Annotated in this window: 13 protein-coding genes; 5 read left to right on the top strand and 8 right to left on the bottom strand. The window is 69.5% G+C overall.

The genetic code is table 11. The features are described 5' to 3' along the window. Positions 1-112: 112 nt before the first annotated feature. Positions 113-1,390, top strand: coding sequence for a response regulator transcription factor (locus I4Q55_RS50635; RefSeq protein ID WP_307793309.1), 1,278 nt, complete (start codon positions 113-115; stop codon positions 1,388-1,390). A gap of 70 nt (positions 1,391-1,460) precedes the next feature. On the opposite strand, the gene I4Q55_RS26460 is transcribed toward I4Q55_RS50635, so the two are convergent. Continuing rightward, on the bottom strand, positions 1,461-2,342 hold the full coding sequence (locus I4Q55_RS26460; RefSeq protein ID WP_206791336.1) for an SDR family oxidoreductase: 882 nt from the start codon (positions 2,340-2,342) through the stop codon (positions 1,461-1,463). Positions 2,343-2,428: 86 nt separating this feature from the next. Here I4Q55_RS26460 and I4Q55_RS26455 point away from each other — a divergent pair, with 86 nt between their 5' ends. Continuing rightward, positions 2,429-3,007, top strand: a complete 579-nt coding sequence (locus tag I4Q55_RS26455) for a TetR/AcrR family transcriptional regulator (RefSeq protein WP_206791334.1) — start codon at positions 2,429-2,431, stop codon at positions 3,005-3,007. 195 nt (positions 3,008-3,202) lie between these two features. On the opposite strand, the gene I4Q55_RS26450 is transcribed toward I4Q55_RS26455, so the two are convergent. From I4Q55_RS26450 to I4Q55_RS26440, 3 genes are all read right to left on the bottom strand, one after another. Next, entirely contained in the window at positions 3,203-4,501 is a 1,299-nt protein-coding gene (locus I4Q55_RS26450; RefSeq protein WP_206791332.1) for an FAD-dependent oxidoreductase, read from the bottom strand. Positions 4,502-4,793: 292 nt separating this feature from the next. Further along, positions 4,794-5,393: a TetR/AcrR family transcriptional regulator gene (locus I4Q55_RS26445; protein ID WP_206791331.1), complete on the bottom strand. Its 600-nt coding sequence runs from the start codon at positions 5,391-5,393 to the stop codon at positions 4,794-4,796. Then, the gene (locus I4Q55_RS26440) at positions 5,390-6,577 is read right to left on the bottom strand and encodes a cytochrome P450 (RefSeq protein WP_206791330.1); all 1,188 of its coding nucleotides are present in this window, start codon (positions 6,575-6,577) and stop codon (positions 5,390-5,392) included. Before I4Q55_RS26440 ends, I4Q55_RS26445 begins: the two co-directional genes overlap by 4 nt. A gap of 252 nt (positions 6,578-6,829) precedes the next feature. Between I4Q55_RS26440 and I4Q55_RS26435 the strand changes: the two genes are divergently transcribed. Beyond that, a complete protein-coding gene (locus I4Q55_RS26435; RefSeq protein WP_206791329.1) occupies positions 6,830-7,846 on the top strand; it encodes a hypothetical protein in 1,017 nt (338 codons plus the stop codon). A gap of 619 nt (positions 7,847-8,465) precedes the next feature. Next, positions 8,466-8,777 carry a hypothetical protein gene (locus I4Q55_RS26430; RefSeq protein WP_206791328.1) on the top strand — a complete coding sequence of 104 codons (312 nt, stop codon included), beginning with the start codon at positions 8,466-8,468 and terminating at the stop codon, positions 8,775-8,777. A gap of 222 nt (positions 8,778-8,999) precedes the next feature. Here the strand turns inward: I4Q55_RS26430 and I4Q55_RS26425 are convergent, their stop codons facing one another. Then, entirely contained in the window at positions 9,000-9,818 is an 819-nt protein-coding gene (locus I4Q55_RS26425; RefSeq protein ID WP_206791327.1) for an NAD(P)H-binding protein, read from the bottom strand. Positions 9,819-9,899: 81 nt separating this feature from the next. On the opposite strand from I4Q55_RS26425, the gene I4Q55_RS26420 reads away from it, so the two are divergent. Further along, positions 9,900-10,820, top strand: coding sequence for an AraC family transcriptional regulator (locus I4Q55_RS26420; RefSeq protein WP_206791326.1), 921 nt, complete (start codon positions 9,900-9,902; stop codon positions 10,818-10,820). Between the two features lie 97 nt (positions 10,821-10,917). On the opposite strand, the gene I4Q55_RS26415 is transcribed toward I4Q55_RS26420, so the two are convergent. The 3 genes from I4Q55_RS26415 to I4Q55_RS26405 all read right to left on the bottom strand — a co-directional run bounded on the left by I4Q55_RS26415 (position 10,918) and on the right by I4Q55_RS26405 (position 15,126). Further along, positions 10,918-11,928 carry a hypothetical protein gene (locus tag I4Q55_RS26415; RefSeq protein ID WP_242546743.1) on the bottom strand — a complete coding sequence of 337 codons (1,011 nt, stop codon included), beginning with the start codon at positions 11,926-11,928 and terminating at the stop codon, positions 10,918-10,920. 28 nt (positions 11,929-11,956) lie between these two features. Further along, on the bottom strand, positions 11,957-12,511 hold the full coding sequence (locus tag I4Q55_RS26410; protein WP_206791324.1) for an RNA polymerase sigma factor: 555 nt from the start codon (positions 12,509-12,511) through the stop codon (positions 11,957-11,959). A gap of 446 nt (positions 12,512-12,957) precedes the next feature. Further along, positions 12,958-15,126 (bottom strand): hypothetical protein, encoded by a 2,169-nt coding sequence (locus I4Q55_RS26405; RefSeq protein WP_206791323.1) that lies wholly within the window; start codon positions 15,124-15,126, stop codon positions 12,958-12,960. Positions 15,127-15,134 lie beyond the last annotated feature (8 nt).

Here is a 15,134-nt window from a genome sequence, read left to right as displayed (position 1 = left end):
CCGCGCATTCCCGGCAAGCAGCAGATATGGCCTATTCCGGCCGGTGGATCGTCACGAAACGCCCGATATGACAGCCTGTAACGGACGTAACGGTTCGGCCAGGGGGTGCGTGGTGGTTCAGGTGCTGGTTGTCGAAGACGACGACGATCTCCGTCTTGCCATCAGCACGTTCCTGCGCGGGGAGGGGATCTCGGTCGATGTCGCACCCGACCTTCCGGACGCCGACCGGCTGCTCGCCGCGACGATCTACGAGTGCGTCGTGTTCGAACGATTCCTGCCCAGTGGCGACGCCTTGACCTACGTGCGGTCCCGGCGGCGGGCGGGATGGTCAGCGCCGGTGCTGTTCCTGACCAGCCTCGGCCGCGCCGAAAATCGGCTTGCAGACCTGTCGCAGCAAGGCGATTACCTGGTCAAACCGTTCGGCATGACGAAGCTGGTCGCGTGGGTGCGCAGTGTTGTCCGCCGCGCGATGACCGACGCGCCGCCGGTGTTGCGTGTCGGGGAACTCGAAATCGACCGGGAACGTCACGAGGTGCGCCGCAGTGGTGTGCTGCTGACGTTGACCAGCCGGGAGTTCGCAGTGCTCGAACTGTTGGCAGAGGCGCAAGGTCGGGTGGTCACGACCGCGGAGTTGTACACCCACGCCTGGGGTGAGCAGGCCGTCACCGCGTCGAACGCTCTGGGCGCGGTGATCATGAGTCTACGCCGGAAACTGGGTCCGCTCGCGATGATGCGGCCGGTACAGGGTGTCGGCTACCGGCTGGTCGTCGAAACCTTGGAATTCCCGGTAACGATCTACCTGGGAGACGAATCGGCCCACAGGCAGGTCCAGTCCGCCGTGGAGGACCTGGTCCAGGCAGCCGGATTGCAGATCGTCGACCAGGACGACCCTGTGCTGGGTTCGTGGTTCCGGCGGATGCGGGCACGGGCACACCATGCCGCCACATCCGGCTTGGCGAGGGAGGCCGCCACCGCAGCGGCGCACGCAGTGGACAGCCGCTTCGTCTTGGCGCAGGACGCCACTGTCACCGCGACGATGATGCAGAACCTCGGGCCGGTCCTCGGAGCACTGCAACCCACCAAGGACGCGGTGATCCGCGCGGGCGCGTTGCTGATCGTGAAGGTGGAGTGGACCGTCGCCGTGCACCAGCTCACCGCAACCCAGCAGCTCCTGCTTGACCACCATCCGCAGCTGCTCACCTCACCTCACGAAATCCTGACCGCCCTGAACCTGACCGCGACCAAGACGGCCTCCGGATCCGCGTCAACCGCGCCTTCCGGGCCATCAGCGACACCGCCGGGCACAGCGCAGAACACGCAACCGCCGATGCTGACACACAACGCCGAACGCCCCGACAAGGCAGACCACCCCAACGGTCCGGGGACTTAGCAACGTCGATCAGCGGTCTTCCCGCCGTCGTCTACCACCAATTCGGGTCGACCGACGAGTGGGCTGCTGGTCAGGGCTGGATGTTCTCCAGGTCCTCCAGCAGGCTCGGGTGCTTCGGCTCCCAGCCGAGCGCCTGCCGGGTATGGGTGCTGGACGACGGCTGGTCGGCCGCGAAGATGACGCCGAGGGGGCCGTAGGTTTCCACCGGCACGGACTCGACAGGCAGGCCCAGTCGCCGGCCGATGACCGCGGCGATGTCACGCACCTGGTCGCCCTCGTCTCCCACGGCATGCCAGGAGGTGCCGGCTTCCGCCTGCTCCAGGGCGAGCCGGAAGAGGGCCGCGGCGTCGAGCGCGTGCACGGCCGGCCAGCGCTGGGTTCCGTTGCCCGGATAGCCGGACACTCCGCTCCGGCGCGCGATCCCGGTCAACACGCCGGCGAACCCGCCCGTACCCTCATTGTGGACGGTCCGCGGCAGGCGGACGGCTGAGCTCCGGACTCTGCGCGAAGCCAGGCCCAGCACTCCCATGACCGCACGACCGCGACCACCGACCGGCCCTTCGGTCGGAATCGGGTCGGCCTCGGTGGCGGCGCGGCCCGGCACGGCGGGCGTGCCCGAGCAGGTGACGAAGGGGCGGTCGCTGCCGACGAGTGCCTCGCCGAGGGCGGCGAGGGCGGCGCTTTCCTCAGCGACCGCGTTCGCCAGGGCTTCGGGGCTGCTGAAGTCGTTGGCGAAGGCCAGGTGGATCACCCCGTCAGCCTGGGCGGCGCCGGCACGCAGGACGTCCAGATCGGACAGACCTCCCCGGATCGGCTCGGCGCCGGCCGCCTCGGCGGCCCGCGCCGAGGCGTCGGAGCGGGCGAGGGCGAGGACGGTGTGGCCGTTGCCGAGGAGCTCGGCGACGACGGCGGACCCGATCAGACCGGTGCCGCCGGTGATGAATACGTGCATGGAACTCTCCCGCGAGCGATGGGACTCTTGTCCCATCAAAGTACCAGAGTCATGGGACAAGAGTCCCATCACATATGATGGGCCCCATGGGTCGGTGGGAACCGGGAGCGCGCGAACGCCTCGTCATGGCGGCCGTCGACCTGTTTACCGAGCAGGGCTACGACGCCACGACGGTCGCGCAGATCTCCGAGCGCGCCGGGGTCACCAAGAGCACCTTCTTCCGGCACTTCCCCGACAAACGCGAGCTGCTGGTCGCCGGGCAGGAGACGCTGAGTCAGCTGCTGACCGAGGGCATCGCCGAGGCGCCCGCCGAGGCCAGCCCGCTCGAGGCGGTCGCCGCCGGTCTCGTCCGCGCATCGACCGCGATGGGCCCGATGAGCCGGGAGATCGCCCCGCGCCTGAAGGCCGCCGTCGCCGCCAGCGCCGAACTTCAGGAGCGCGACGCCCTCAAGAGCGTCAGCCTCGCGGCCGCTATGACCGCTGCCCTGGTCGTCCGCGGCGTGCCCGATCCGACCGCCGCCCTCGCCAGTGAGTTCGGTGTCCTCGCCTTCAAACGGGGGTACGCCGAATGGTCCGACGGCGACCGCGCCCCCGAGGACGGGTTCGCCGCCTACCTCCTGAAGGCCCTCGACGAACTGCGCGCCGCAAGTGCATCGCTGAGCTGACCGGACGACTTCACCCGCTCGTCCGGCTACCTGCAGAGTCAGTGAGCGCCGGGCACAGCTGCCTGTGACGACTCCCCGAACAGGGTCGACGAAAAGCGGATCTGGCTCAAGAGGAACTCGCTGCTGGATGATCGGTCGAGCGGCGACGACTGGTGATGGCACCCTCGGTCGCCATGATGAGGGTGCCGTTACCGCTCAGCGCACCGACTGGGGGAACCGCAGCACAAGATCCGGGTCGTAGCGGCGCGCCACGGCACGCAGCCGGCGCAGGTTGTGCCGGTAGGACGTCTGCGCCCAGTCTTGCTGGAGAGGGTCCAGGTAGTTGATGTACGTGCCGGTGCCGACCAGGCGCGCCAACGCCTTCTGCGCCTGGTCCACCTCACGGGTGACCTGGTCGGGCGGCAGGGTGCCGACGGAGCCGAAGGGCTCGATGGACGTCGGTGCGCCGCGGTGCGGATAGGCCGTGTCCGTCGGCGTCCGCCGGTCGATCGCTCCACCGAGCGCGCTCAGGATCAAGAGCGCGCTGTCCATGCCGCGCACCGTGTCCGCCACCGCCTGTGGGTCGTGCCACCTGTCCACGATCCGTGACGACGCGCGGAACGCGTTGCGGGTCGGCTGACCACCGGTCATGATCGCCGTCGCGGTCGGGTAGCCGACCTCGGCGTGTTCGACCGGTGCGTCCACGCCGGTCGCGTCGAGCAAGCGAGCGAGTTCCGCGAGCACCACGCCCTCGCGTCCGACGCCGCAGCCGAACACGTCCACCGCGCCGTCCGGCGTGGCCACGCAGGAGGTGGACACCTCGTCGGGCAGCGCCACGCTCCACGGCTGCCAGCCGCCGAGGACGTCCGCCGCCGACCCGGCCGGGAACCGGACGCGGAACACGGTCAGCACCTCGGGCATCGGCGCGGTGGCGAACTCGAACGAGGTGACGACTCCGAAGTTGCCACCGCCACCGCCGCGCAACGCCCAGAACAGTTCGGGCTCGCAGTCTTCCGACGCGGTGACCACCCGGCTGTCCACCGTGACCATCCTGGCGGCACGCAGCCTGTCGCAGACGAGGCCGTACGTGCGCTGCGTCCAGCCGAGTCCGCCGCCGAGGGTGAACCCGGCGATGCCGACGGACTGGCAGTTGCCCAGCGGCAGGCACCTGCCGGCGGCGGTGAGCGCCGAGTAGACCTGGCCGAGGCGTGCACCCGCGCCGACCACGGCAGTGCCGTCGGACCGCACCTCTACCGCGGACATCCGCGTGAGGTCGACCACCAGGCCGTTGTGCGGGGTGGAGTAGGCGGCGTAGCTGTGCCCGCCGCCACGCGCAGCCACGCGGACGCGAGACAGGCGCGCTTCCTCCAGGCAGCGCTGCACGTCAGATGGCCGCACGCACCGGGCGATCGCGGCAGGCCGATGATGGTCGAACAGCGAGTTGAACGGCAGCCGTGCGGTGCCATAGCCGTCATCACCGGGCAGCAGCAGCTCACCGTCCAGGCGAGCGCGCAACCGCTCCCACCGCGAGGGGAGCGCATCCGCGACCCCCTCCCCGCCCACACCCACCGCACCCGAGGCCACCGCCGCGCCCGCCCACCGCAACACGCCTCGCCGCGAAATCGTCACATCGTCTCCGTCCCTCGGTTCTGCGTGCAATCCCAACAAGGGATCCGGTCAAGGCCAATCCGCTGTTCGGTGCCGCAACCCCGGCATCCGGCGCCGGAACCTCGCTAACCAGTTGATACCGGCCGCCCAGGGCCGTCTGGATGATGGCGTCGACCGGCGACCGCGGCAGGGCCGCTGGTCATGGCAGTCCGTCGGCTTCGGGTGGTGCGAAGAAGTCGTGCGGTGAGGGTGGGGGCAGCGTGGTCGGCGACGGGCGCAGTCCGTCGATGAGCAGGGCGAGGTAGCGCCTGCGGTCTTCGCCGTGCGGGTCGCCGGGGTGTACCACTGCCAGGTTCATGAACGTGATCGCGTTCAGATCGCGAGGCAGCAGTTCCGGTCGCACCACGCCCGCGTCGATGGCGCGGCGGAGCACGGGTTCGACGGCGTTCAGGAAGCGATGCGTGCTGTCGTTCGCGAACGCCTCGAACTCGTGGGCGAGCGAGATGATGGCCCGCCGCCGGGCGAGTACCTCAGTGATGGCCTCGAGCACTGCGACCAGGTCCTGCCACGGGTCGTCGGTCTGCACCGCGGTGACCGGTTCGAGTTCGGTGGTGAGGACATGCTCGAAGACCGCCCGGACGAGCTGGCCGCGTGCGCGGAACCGGCGGTAGACCGTCATCACGCTCACGTCCGCACGCGCGGCGATCTCCTCGAGCGTCACCTCCGGCCCGGCCTCCTCGAACGCCAGGACCGCGGCGCTGACGATCCGCTCATGGTTGCGGGCTGCGTCGGCTCTCACCAGGTCACCCGCAGCGAGTTCACCCCGTAGACGGCGCTGAAGGCTCGGAAGTCGGCCTCCTCGTCCGCGAGTGCGAGGTTCGGAAAGCGTCGCAGCAGGGCCGGGAACGCGATGCGCATCTCCATGCGTGCCAGTGGCGCCCCCAGACAGTGGTGCACGCCGTGGCCGAAGGCGATGTGTTTGGCGGCTCCCCGGGTGATGTCGAGCGCGTCGGGATTCTCGATGAATTCACCGTCGCGGTTGGCGGCGGGAATCGAAAGGACCACCAGAGATCCCGCGGGAATGGCGTGGCCGGCGATTTCCACGTCGGTCGTGGTCGTGCGTGGTGGCAGTGAGTGCACAACGGACAGCCAGCGCAGCAGTTCCTCGATGGCGGGCTCGACCCGCGCCGGATCCTCGCGGATCATGGCGAGCTGGTCCGGGTGCCGCAGCAGGGCCAGGGTGCCCAGACCGAGCATGTTCGAGGTCGTCTCGTGCCCGGCGAGCAGCAACAGGCCCGCGATACCGATGAGCTCGTCGGTGCCGAGATCGTCGCCGTGCTCGCGCACCAGCATGCCCAGCATGTCCTCGCCCGCGTCTGCCTGCGCCCGAGCGACCAGGTCGGCCATGTAGACGCGGTTCTCCCGCATCGCTGCGGCCTGTTCCGCCATCGGCAGCGAGATGTCCAGCAGGCGAACGGACCGTTGGTGGAACTCGGCGCGGTCGGCGTACGGCACGCCCAGCAACTCGCAGATCACCAGCGACGGCACCGGCAACGCGAAGTTCGACACCAGATCGGCCGGCCGGCCGGCGCGCTCCACGTCGTCCAGCGCCGCCTCGACGATCTCCGCGATCCGTGGCTCGAGCCGGCGCATCCGGCGGATCGTGAACTCCGCGGTGAGCATACGCCGTAACCTTGTGTGTTCCGGCGGGTCGAACGTGAGCAGGAACCCGGCCCGCATCTTCTCCTGCTCGTCCTCGCTCATGTCACCGGCTGCGGCGAATGGTGTGAGGGCATTGCTGAACCGGGCCGAATCCGCCAGCACCTCGCGAACATCCTCGTGGCGGAGGATCAGGTACGCGGGCTGGCCGAACGGCGTCACCACCCGCACGACGCCCTGGCCATCCCGGGCCCTGGCCAGCTCCTCGACCGGGTCGAACCCGTCCCGCCGCATCTCCAGCGGCAACTCCGGCGCCTCTGTCATCGCCCGCCCCTCCCGTGATCGTGTCGTCTTCCGCAACGTACCAGATAAGTGAAAGGCGACTAACAGTTCCGGCCGGAAGGCACTGGTCGACGCCGGTGGCCCGGCCGAGCAGTTCGGCGAGCAGTGCGTGCGACGGGAGCCCGGCGGCCGGATCCCTCTGGCGAGGGAAGAAGACTGTTCTGGCGGGGGAAGTACGGCAGCACCGGGGCCGCCAGGGTTGCCGGTATGGCTACCACTGATCCGCATCCCTCGATGGGAGCACGGCTTCCGATCGCGGCAGCTTCCGTCACGAGCTTCGCGTTGAGCGTGCTGGGTGTGTACTGGCTGGTGTGGGATGTCCCCAATCCGCTGGACCGGCCCGATCGGAAATTCAGCTCCGCCCTGTCCGCCTACCCGGACGGCTGGGCCAACGGAATCTTCGCCGCCTGCGCCGTCATCGCACTGGCCGGAGCGCTGTGGCTGCTGACGCGCCATCGGACGACGGCCGCAGCGCCATGGGTGGCCGGCGCATCAATCGCCGCCTTGCTGATGCTGATGGACGGCTCCGGCCTCGTCCTCGCCGGCTACGTCCCCGCCATCGTGGTCGGTTCGATCCTGGGTTTCGACGAGGTGAACCCGGCGGTCCTGCAGTCCCCGGGTCTGGCGCTCCAGCTGGTTCTCCTGGTCACCGTGGCCGCCTTCGGCACGGTCGTCAGCGGGTGGCTGCGCCGAGAGCTCGGCGACGGACCGGCGTCGCCGCAGCGGCTCGCCCGGGTGACGGCGCGGACCCGGTTCTGGACGAAGATAGCGCTGGAGGCACCGGCGCTCTACGCGCTGACCCGCGTGCTGATGTTCTTCCGCGTACCAGGGTTCGACATGTTCGGCTTCGGTGAACCGATCCTGTGGGCGGGTCTCGGGCTGGCCCTGTCGGCCGCCGCGGGCGCCTGGCTCACCAGCGGGCTGATCCGGCCGTGGGGCGAACGGTTTCCCCGCTGGATCCCCCTGCTCCGCGGCAGGCGCGTTCCCATCCGGCTGGCGGTGGTGCCCGGCTTGGTGGTCGCGCTGATGGTGGCGACCACCGCCAAAGACCTCCTGCTCACCTTCGCCACCGAAGACTCGGCCCTCGCCGCCGTGACCGACTGGCCATTGGTCACGCTGCCGATGCTGCTGTGGCCGTTGTGGGCCTTCGCCTTGGCAATGGCCACGGCCGGCTACGGCATCCGCCGACGGCTGAGCGAAGCGGAACCGGCCTCGGCCGACCGCAACAGCGGCGCGAAGCCTCCGGTGTGAAGCGGGCAGAGCTCAATCACCACCATCGACTGGTGTACCCGCCCGAGCCCTCAGCGCTGTCCGCCTCGACGCCGGCCGCGGCCCTTGGCGGTTCAGTCTCCTGAACGACCTGTGGCGTGCCGTCGCCGATGGCCTTCCGCTCGCCGCCAGCAACCGACCGAATCGCTTGCAGCTGTCACGAAAACAATCTCGTCATTCAGCCCGTCGGTGCCCGGCTCGCCGGCGCTCGCCTCCTCGACGATCTCCGCGATGTTTCCCGCGCAGGAACACGGTGTCGGCCGCGATCGCCGCAGCGGCCGTGCCCGCACCGGGTGCCGCGGCCTTGCGGCCCAGCGTCGCTTCGCCGGCTTTGTTCACCAAGGTCAGCTGTCGGCGATCGCAGCCACGGCCGCTTTCACCTGCGAAGGTCGAGCCCGCGATGCCCGCGGCCGCGGCCAGTCGTTCGACGCCGGCCTCAGTGTCCAGTCAGGGTCTGTCCGCATCGAAGCCGACGACACCAGACAACTTGTCCGGACACAGTGTCTTGACAAAGTGTCCGAACAAGCTCACCCTGATCGGGACCGAGAGGGATGACAGCTATGAATTCTGTGATGTCTCGTCGTACGACAGGAAAAGCCCGGTGACCGCGGCGCTGTGGGTGGTGCTCGGCCTGGCCTGGGTCGCGTTCGCCGGCACCGCCACGCTCTGGCTGTACCTGGCGCGACGAAGCCGGCGCGGGGATACGGGAGCTGACATGGTCATGCTCGGCCTGGCGCCCTTGCTGACCGTCGACTTCCTGCTCTCCGTGCTCGGCGCAGTCGCGGGCGGTTGGCTCGCCGTCCGGCTCGACGGGCTCGGCCCCCGGCTGATCGCCGGCATCGGGGCCGCGGTGCTGCTGGCCCGCCTCGTGCTCGGGGTGGCGCAGACGTGGTGGTCCCGGTCGGCCGAATGACTCGCCTCGCGGGCGGCGCCGGGCAAATGTCACCGCGACAACGTCAGCTTCTGCCGACGAGCGGACGCTCGGCATTGCAGCTTCGTACCGCCGCCGCACCTGTCCCGGCTCGCTCGGTCCAGCCGGTCCCGTCTTGGCCGGTTTGGACCGCGTCTTGGACCGGATGAGCGGCGAGGCGAACGCCCACTTGTGGACCGGCCGAGCTCTGAAGTCGGGCCGGTGTCACCCGGCCGCGCCACGGCCCCAGGCGGCCGTGGCGTAGTCGGCGAAGTCCACCGGGTCGCGGCCGAGCACGGCAGCGACGTCCGGGCTCACCGGCTCGTGCTCGCCGCGCCGGATCCTGCCGAACACCATCGCCAGGAGTTTCGCCCAGCTCTCCGGGACCCCGGCGGCTTCCTGCTCTTCGAGGAACTCGTCTTCGGTGACGTCGGTGAACGTCACCTTCCGCCCGGAGGCCCGGGCGATCTCCGCTGCCGCGTCACCGAAGCTCAACGACCGTGGGCCGGTGAGCTCATAGGTCTGCCCGGTGTGGCGGGGATCGGTGAACGCCGCCACCGCGACCGCGGCGATGTCGGTGGCGTCGATGAAAGGCTCTCGCCCGTCGCCGGTCGGCACGCGCAGGTCGCCGGCGAGCACGTAGTCGCGGAACTGGCCGAGGTCGAAGTTCTGGTTGAACCAGCTCGGCCGGAGGATCGTCCAGTCCACACCGGACTCGCGGACCGCGTGCTCCACGTCCAGCAGCTCCGGCAGCCCGTACTCCTCGATGCCCCGCCCGGACAGCGCGACCAGACGGCGTACGCCGTGCTCGACGGCGAACCGGATGAACGGCCGGGCCCCGGTGACGTCGTCGTCCGGCAACGCCAGGTAGATCGCGTCGGCGCCGGTCACCGCGGCGGCCCAGGTGGATTCGTCGGTCCAGTCGAAGCGCACCTCACCGGAGCGGGACGCGGGCCGCACCCGGTGCCCCGCCGCACGCAGGCCGGAAACCACGTGGCGGCCGGTCTTGCCGGTGCCGCCGAGAACCAAGGTCGTTGTTGTCATGCGATCCAGTCTCCCGGCCGGCCGGGAGACAGAACATCATCGATCTGCTCGATTGCATGTCCATTCGTCTACGCTGTCGTCATGGACCCTTTCGCCGACCTGGTTCGCGGCGTCCGTGCCGACGGTGCCCTGCTGGGCCACTCGGTACTCACGCCACCCTGGTCGGTGCGGTATGTGCACGAGGCCCCGCTGACCCTCTGCGCGGCGCTGGAGGGCTCCGGCTGGGTGGTGCCCGCCGACGGCGAGCCGGTGCGGCTGACCCCCGACGCGATGGCCGTGGTCCGCGGGCCGGAGCCGTTCGTCGTCGCCGACGAACCTGGCCGTCGGCCCGTCGCGACCGTGCACCGGGGTGAGCTGTGCACGGTCGCTCCGTCCGGCGAGTTCCTGGTGAACAGCCCTGCCCCCGGCCCCCTGGTCACCGGTGGCGGCGCCACGCTCGTGGTCGGCGCGTACCGGGCACCGGGCGAGGTGGGCAGGCGGCTGCTGGACGCGCTTCCCCCGGCGCTGGTGGTATCGGGCGAGTCCGTGCCGTTTCCGGAACTGAAGCTGTTCGTCGACGAGGTGTGCTCGCTCGAACCCGGGCAGCAGGTCGTCCTGGACCGGCTGCTGGATCTTCTTCTGGTGTGCACGTTGCGGGCTTGGTTCGCGCACGAGGACACCGAGCCGCCGGCGTGGTTCTCCGCGCTCGGCGACCCGATGATCGGACCGGTACTGCGGGCCATGCACGCCGAGCCGAGCCGCCCGTGGACGGTGGTCACCCTGGCCAAGATCGCCGGCGCGTCCAGGGCGGCGTTCGCCCGGCGGTTCACCGCGCTGGTCGGCGAGCCACCCCTGGCCTACTTGACCGGCTGGCGGATGACGCTGGCCGCCGACCTGCTGCGCAGGCAGGGTACGCCGGTGGCGTCGGTGGCGAGCCAGGTCGGCTACGCGGACAGCTTCGCCTTCAGCGCGGCGTTCAAACGAGTCCGCGGTGTGAGCCCGAGCGTCTACCGCGCGGGCTGAGCCGGTGGGGTCCGACGGCAGCCGACCTGTCGCCGATTGAACAATCCCGGGAGGGCGGAGATGATCTCGGCCCTCCCAGGACGATTCGGTACGAGGATCAGATCCTGCCCGCGGCCACGTCGGCGAGGGTCACGCGGAAGGCCTTGTAGTTCACCACATAGCGCTTGGACGATTCCGCCGAGGTGATCTCCTCACGGATCGGCAGGCCGTTGCCGGCGTTGATGGTGAGGACGTCCGCACCGCCGCCCAGGATGGCGGGGGGCGCGGTGAGGGTCAGCGCGGCCTGGCCGTCGACGGTGGTCTTGCCGACGGTCATGTCCGGGATGGTCGCGTACAGCTTCAGCACGCCCGCGCGGACCTCCGCATCGGCGGCGTTGGCGAACAGCGCGTGTTCGGCGTTGCTCCACAGGTGGTTGTTGATGAGGTTCTCCAGCTCCTTGCCCGTCGGACGCGGTTTGGGGGCCGGAACCGGCTTACCGGTCTTGCGGAACATCTCCGCGGTCTCCGCCTGGGCGGCCGCCCAGGCCTTTTCGGCCTCCGCGGGGCTCAGGCCGACTCCCAGAGCGTTGTTGGACGCGGTGATCATGGCGATCCTGGCCTTGTCCACGTCGCCGTTCGCGGCGAGACGGGCCGCCGCCATCACCTTCCCGTCATACGGCGTCGCAGGCTCGGCGTGGCCTCCGGCGACCGCGTCCGCCAGGGTCTTCGCGGAGTCGCCCGTGAAGTGCTGGCCCTTGTCGGTGTAGAGGGTGTAGGAGTAGTTCGGTTTGTTGTCCAGCCCGAACTTCGTGTTGATGATCAGCGACGCGTCTCCTGGCTGCGTGCCGGCCGCCTTCACCGCCGAGGCCAGCTTCACCAGCGGCGCCTCGACCGCCGGCGGGGCCGCGTCGGACGGGCCGGCCGGGACGCCGCCGCCCGACGTACCCATCACCACAGCCGCCGCGACGGCTGCCGCGCCCGCGGCGGCGACGCCGGCCTTGGGCCAGGAGAACCAGCGCTTCGGTCGCACGACCGTGGCCACGGGTTCCGCCATCGCCGTCTGCAGTGCCGTGCGGGCACGGTCATAGGCCTCGGGACTGAGGGACGGCGCGTCACGCAGGTTCTTCATGAGATCCATTTCATCCATGGGCTGTCTTTCACGTTGTCGGGACTTGCAGCAGCGCGATCACTTCGGGGGCTTCACGCAATGCCTTGCGCGCCTGGTGCAACAGGCGGCGGGCCGTGCCGGCCGGCACGTCGAGCACTCGCCCGGCCTCGGCGACGGTCAGGTCCTCCCAGGCGACCAGGCCCAGCACTTCCCGCTCTTCCGGTTTGAGCCGGCCCAGTGCCCTTCCCAGCAGTACCTGCGTGTCCACGCGGGCATCCACCGCCGGCCAGGGATCCCAGTCACTCGCCACGCCGGCCAGGTCCGACGCCGGCTCCTCGGCCGGCGCGGACCGCCAGTACCGACGCAGCCTGTTCAGCGCGACGCCGTACAACCAAGGCCTGGCTTCGGGATACGAACGGTCATAGTTCGCGCGGGACTCGTAAGCCGCCACCCACACATCGCCGAGCACGTCCTCGGCGGCCTGCCGCCCCACTCTGCGCGCCAGATAGTTGCCGAGCGCGGTCTCGTGCCGGCTGATCACTTCCGCGAAGGCATCGGTGTCTCCGCGCAGCGACCTACCGATCAGTTCCGCGTCTGACGACATGAAGCTCCTCGGGTTTCGCTTCGCCCTGACACCCCGTCTTTGCCAACGCGCGCCCAAAGCGTTCAAGGTACGTCACCCCGGGACGAACATCGCTGGTCAGGCTACGTGCGCGATAAGGAGCGCCGGCCGTGGCCGCCCGGGCGAGCCAGTCGCGGAAAGACAGTCGTCATGACCCCGGGATTCGCTGATCGGGTGCGAAACTGCCGGGGTGAACTTCGAAGAAGCTGGTGCCCGGTTGGTGAGCCGGTTCGGAGGATGGCGCTGACTGTTCGCCGTTCGATGCCGGACTGGTCACCGAGTTCGTACACAGTCGCGCCGGACCGGTAGCCGGCGACACCCGCGCCATGGCCGCGGCTCCGGCCTCCCGGCCCACGAACGACGGTCAAAGCTCGTGAGTGGTCCGGGCGGTCAAGAACCGCCCGGACCACTCACTGGTCAGTCAGGGGTCACACGCGGCAGGGGCTTCCGCCGGGGTGGCCCGCGGTGGCTTCGACGTTGGCCTTGGCCTCGCCGATCACCACGTCGGTGAGCAGGGTGTCCAGCACAACCGCTTGCTGGGTCACGCTTGTCGCGGTCGTCACGGTGCTGTTGAGCCGCAGCGAGCCGACCGCCAGCGGGATCGTCAGTGGCGCACTGCCGACCGCCACCGAAAGCCCGTTGATCTTCAGGCTGGCGATGCTCGACGAACCGGCCAGCGACGGCACCAGCCCACCCGGTCCGGCGACACAGGTCGCCGTCGCCGTGGACCTGATCACGCCCAGTTCGATCGTCACCAGCGGGACGATCGCACCGGCGGTGATCTTCGAGGACTCCACTCTCGCCTCCGCGAAGGCGTTGTCACCGGCGGCGGGTGGCGATGCGGCGAGACTGTCGGGTGTCTGGTCAGTCCTGGCCTCGAGCACGTTCAGCCGGACACCGACGATACCGGCGTTCAGGTTCACGTTTGCCAGGTTCTGCTGATCGTCGGCACACGGCACGTCCGCCGGGTTCGCCCTGGCCACAATCAACCCGGCGAGGTTGAGAACCGTTGCCTGGCAAGAGAAAACGCCGGTCCGATCCGAGGTCTGGATCCGCAGGTCGGACAGGATCGGGCTGGCCCCGCTGGGACTCGCCTTCAACGTCGCACGTGCCTCGATGTAGCGCCCGGTCATGGTGAACTGGGCGCCATTGCCGACCGCCGCGAACGGCTGGGCGGCCAGCCCGGCTTCGGTGTCCGAGGTACGCGCCTCGACGGTGATGCCCGTTCCCGCCGGGACACTGCCCTGCGGCTCGGTGTTCCAGGTGATCTTGCCCCACGTCTGGCCCGCGACGCCGCCGTCCTGGACGACGGACCAGGTGCCCTGCGGCGCGGTGATCTCACCGAGCACGGACCCGGTCATGTCGCTGTAGTTGTACGGACCCGCGCCCGCACCGAGGTCGACGGTCAGGTCGACCGCGCCGACCGGGAACCCGCCACCGCCGATCGGCCCGGCGGCCGGGTCGATACGCTGGGCGTTGTCGGTGTTGAGGTTCGTGACCCACACCTTGCCGTTGCTGTCCACCGCGACGCCGGTCGGGCCGGCACCGCCGGGCAGCGTCACGTTGCCCACAAAAGTACCGTCGGTGCGCAGATGCCCGACCGTGGTCTGCGCCCCGAGTATCGAATGCGCGACCCACACGTTCCCGGCCTTGTCCACGGCGACACCCTGTGCGTACTGGTTGCCGTGCGGGAAAGTACCCAGCACGGTGCCCGCCGGCGACATCTTGACCACTGCGGACCGGTCGACGGTGGAGTGCCAGATCTCGCCGGTGTTCGGGTCCATGCCGAGCCCGTAGTCACCGTGCGAGGTGCCGAGACAGGCACCGGCGCCGGTACCCGGTTCGTAGCGCAGCAGGTTGTTGCCGAAGCGCGCGGACCACAGCGTGCCCGCCTTGTCGATCAGTCCGCCGTACCCGCCGCAGCCGAAGTTGATCTGGGAACCCGCCACGGGATCCCCGGACGTTCCCATCAGCTTTTCGTGATCGTTGTCGGCGCCGCCGGTCCACAGGTCGTTGTTGGCGTCGACGGCGACCGTCCTGGTGTTCGTGCCGGTGACCCGGGTGTAGTTGATGATGCATTCGTCGGCCGCCGTGCTGACGCCGCCGTTGTCGTCGACACCACCGGCGTTGGTCCATGGCCGGATGTCGCCGAGACCACGGGTGGTGGCGTACAAGCCGTCCAGGTCCCGGTCCTCACAGGTGTTGTACCCGAATGGGCCCTTGAGGTAGTCGCCGACCGGATTCGGCGTGCCGTCGGCATTGCTGCGCGTGCCGCCCTGAATCACGCCGATCCTGGTCACGGAGCCTTTTCCGCCGGCGCTTTCGTTGCGGTTCGACAACCAGGTATTGCCGAACTTGTCGACCGTCGTGCGGGACGGGTTGAGCCCGCGGCCACTGGGCGCCGATGTCCATTCCCCGACGATCGCGCCGGTGTTGACGTCGATGCGAACCATTGTCCCCCTGGCCGAAGCCGCGACATTGACGTACGGGAAGAACACCGTCGACTTGTTGAGCTGCAACTGGTTGTTGTTGGGGGCGTCGTGATTGACGTCCTGCAGGACCCCGTTGTCGAAATCGGCGTCCGTCGTATAGAGCACGTTCTTTC

Source organism: Amycolatopsis sp. MtRt-6 (assembly GCF_017308975.1).
Taxonomy (GTDB): domain Bacteria; phylum Actinomycetota; class Actinomycetes; order Mycobacteriales; family Pseudonocardiaceae; genus Amycolatopsis.
Note: the sequence above shows the minus strand (reverse complement) of the source record. Positions and strands in the feature narration are given on the sequence as shown.

Bases quoted from the DNA above. Each gene is read 5' to 3' on its own strand.
- I4Q55_RS26435 (WP_206791329.1), top strand. From the start codon at position 6,830: ATGGGAGCACGGCTTCCGATCGCGGCAGCTTCCGTCACGAGCTTCGCG.
- I4Q55_RS26460 (WP_206791336.1), bottom strand. From the start codon at position 2,342: ATGCACGTATTCATCACCGGCGGCACCGGTCTGATCGGGTCCGCCGTC.
- I4Q55_RS26420 (WP_206791326.1), top strand. From the start codon at position 9,900: ATGGACCCTTTCGCCGACCTGGTTCGCGGCGTCCGTGCCGACGGTGCC.
- I4Q55_RS26455 (WP_206791334.1), top strand. From the start codon at position 2,429: ATGGGTCGGTGGGAACCGGGAGCGCGCGAACGCCTCGTCATGGCGGCC.
- I4Q55_RS26410 (WP_206791324.1), bottom strand. From the start codon at position 12,511: ATGTCGTCAGACGCGGAACTGATCGGTAGGTCGCTGCGCGGAGACACC.
- I4Q55_RS26425 (WP_206791327.1), bottom strand. From the start codon at position 9,818: ATGACAACAACGACCTTGGTTCTCGGCGGCACCGGCAAGACCGGCCGC.
- I4Q55_RS26415 (WP_242546743.1), bottom strand. From the start codon at position 11,928: ATGAAGAACCTGCGTGACGCGCCGTCCCTCAGTCCCGAGGCCTATGAC.
- I4Q55_RS26440 (WP_206791330.1), bottom strand. From the start codon at position 6,577: ATGACAGAGGCGCCGGAGTTGCCGCTGGAGATGCGGCGGGACGGGTTC.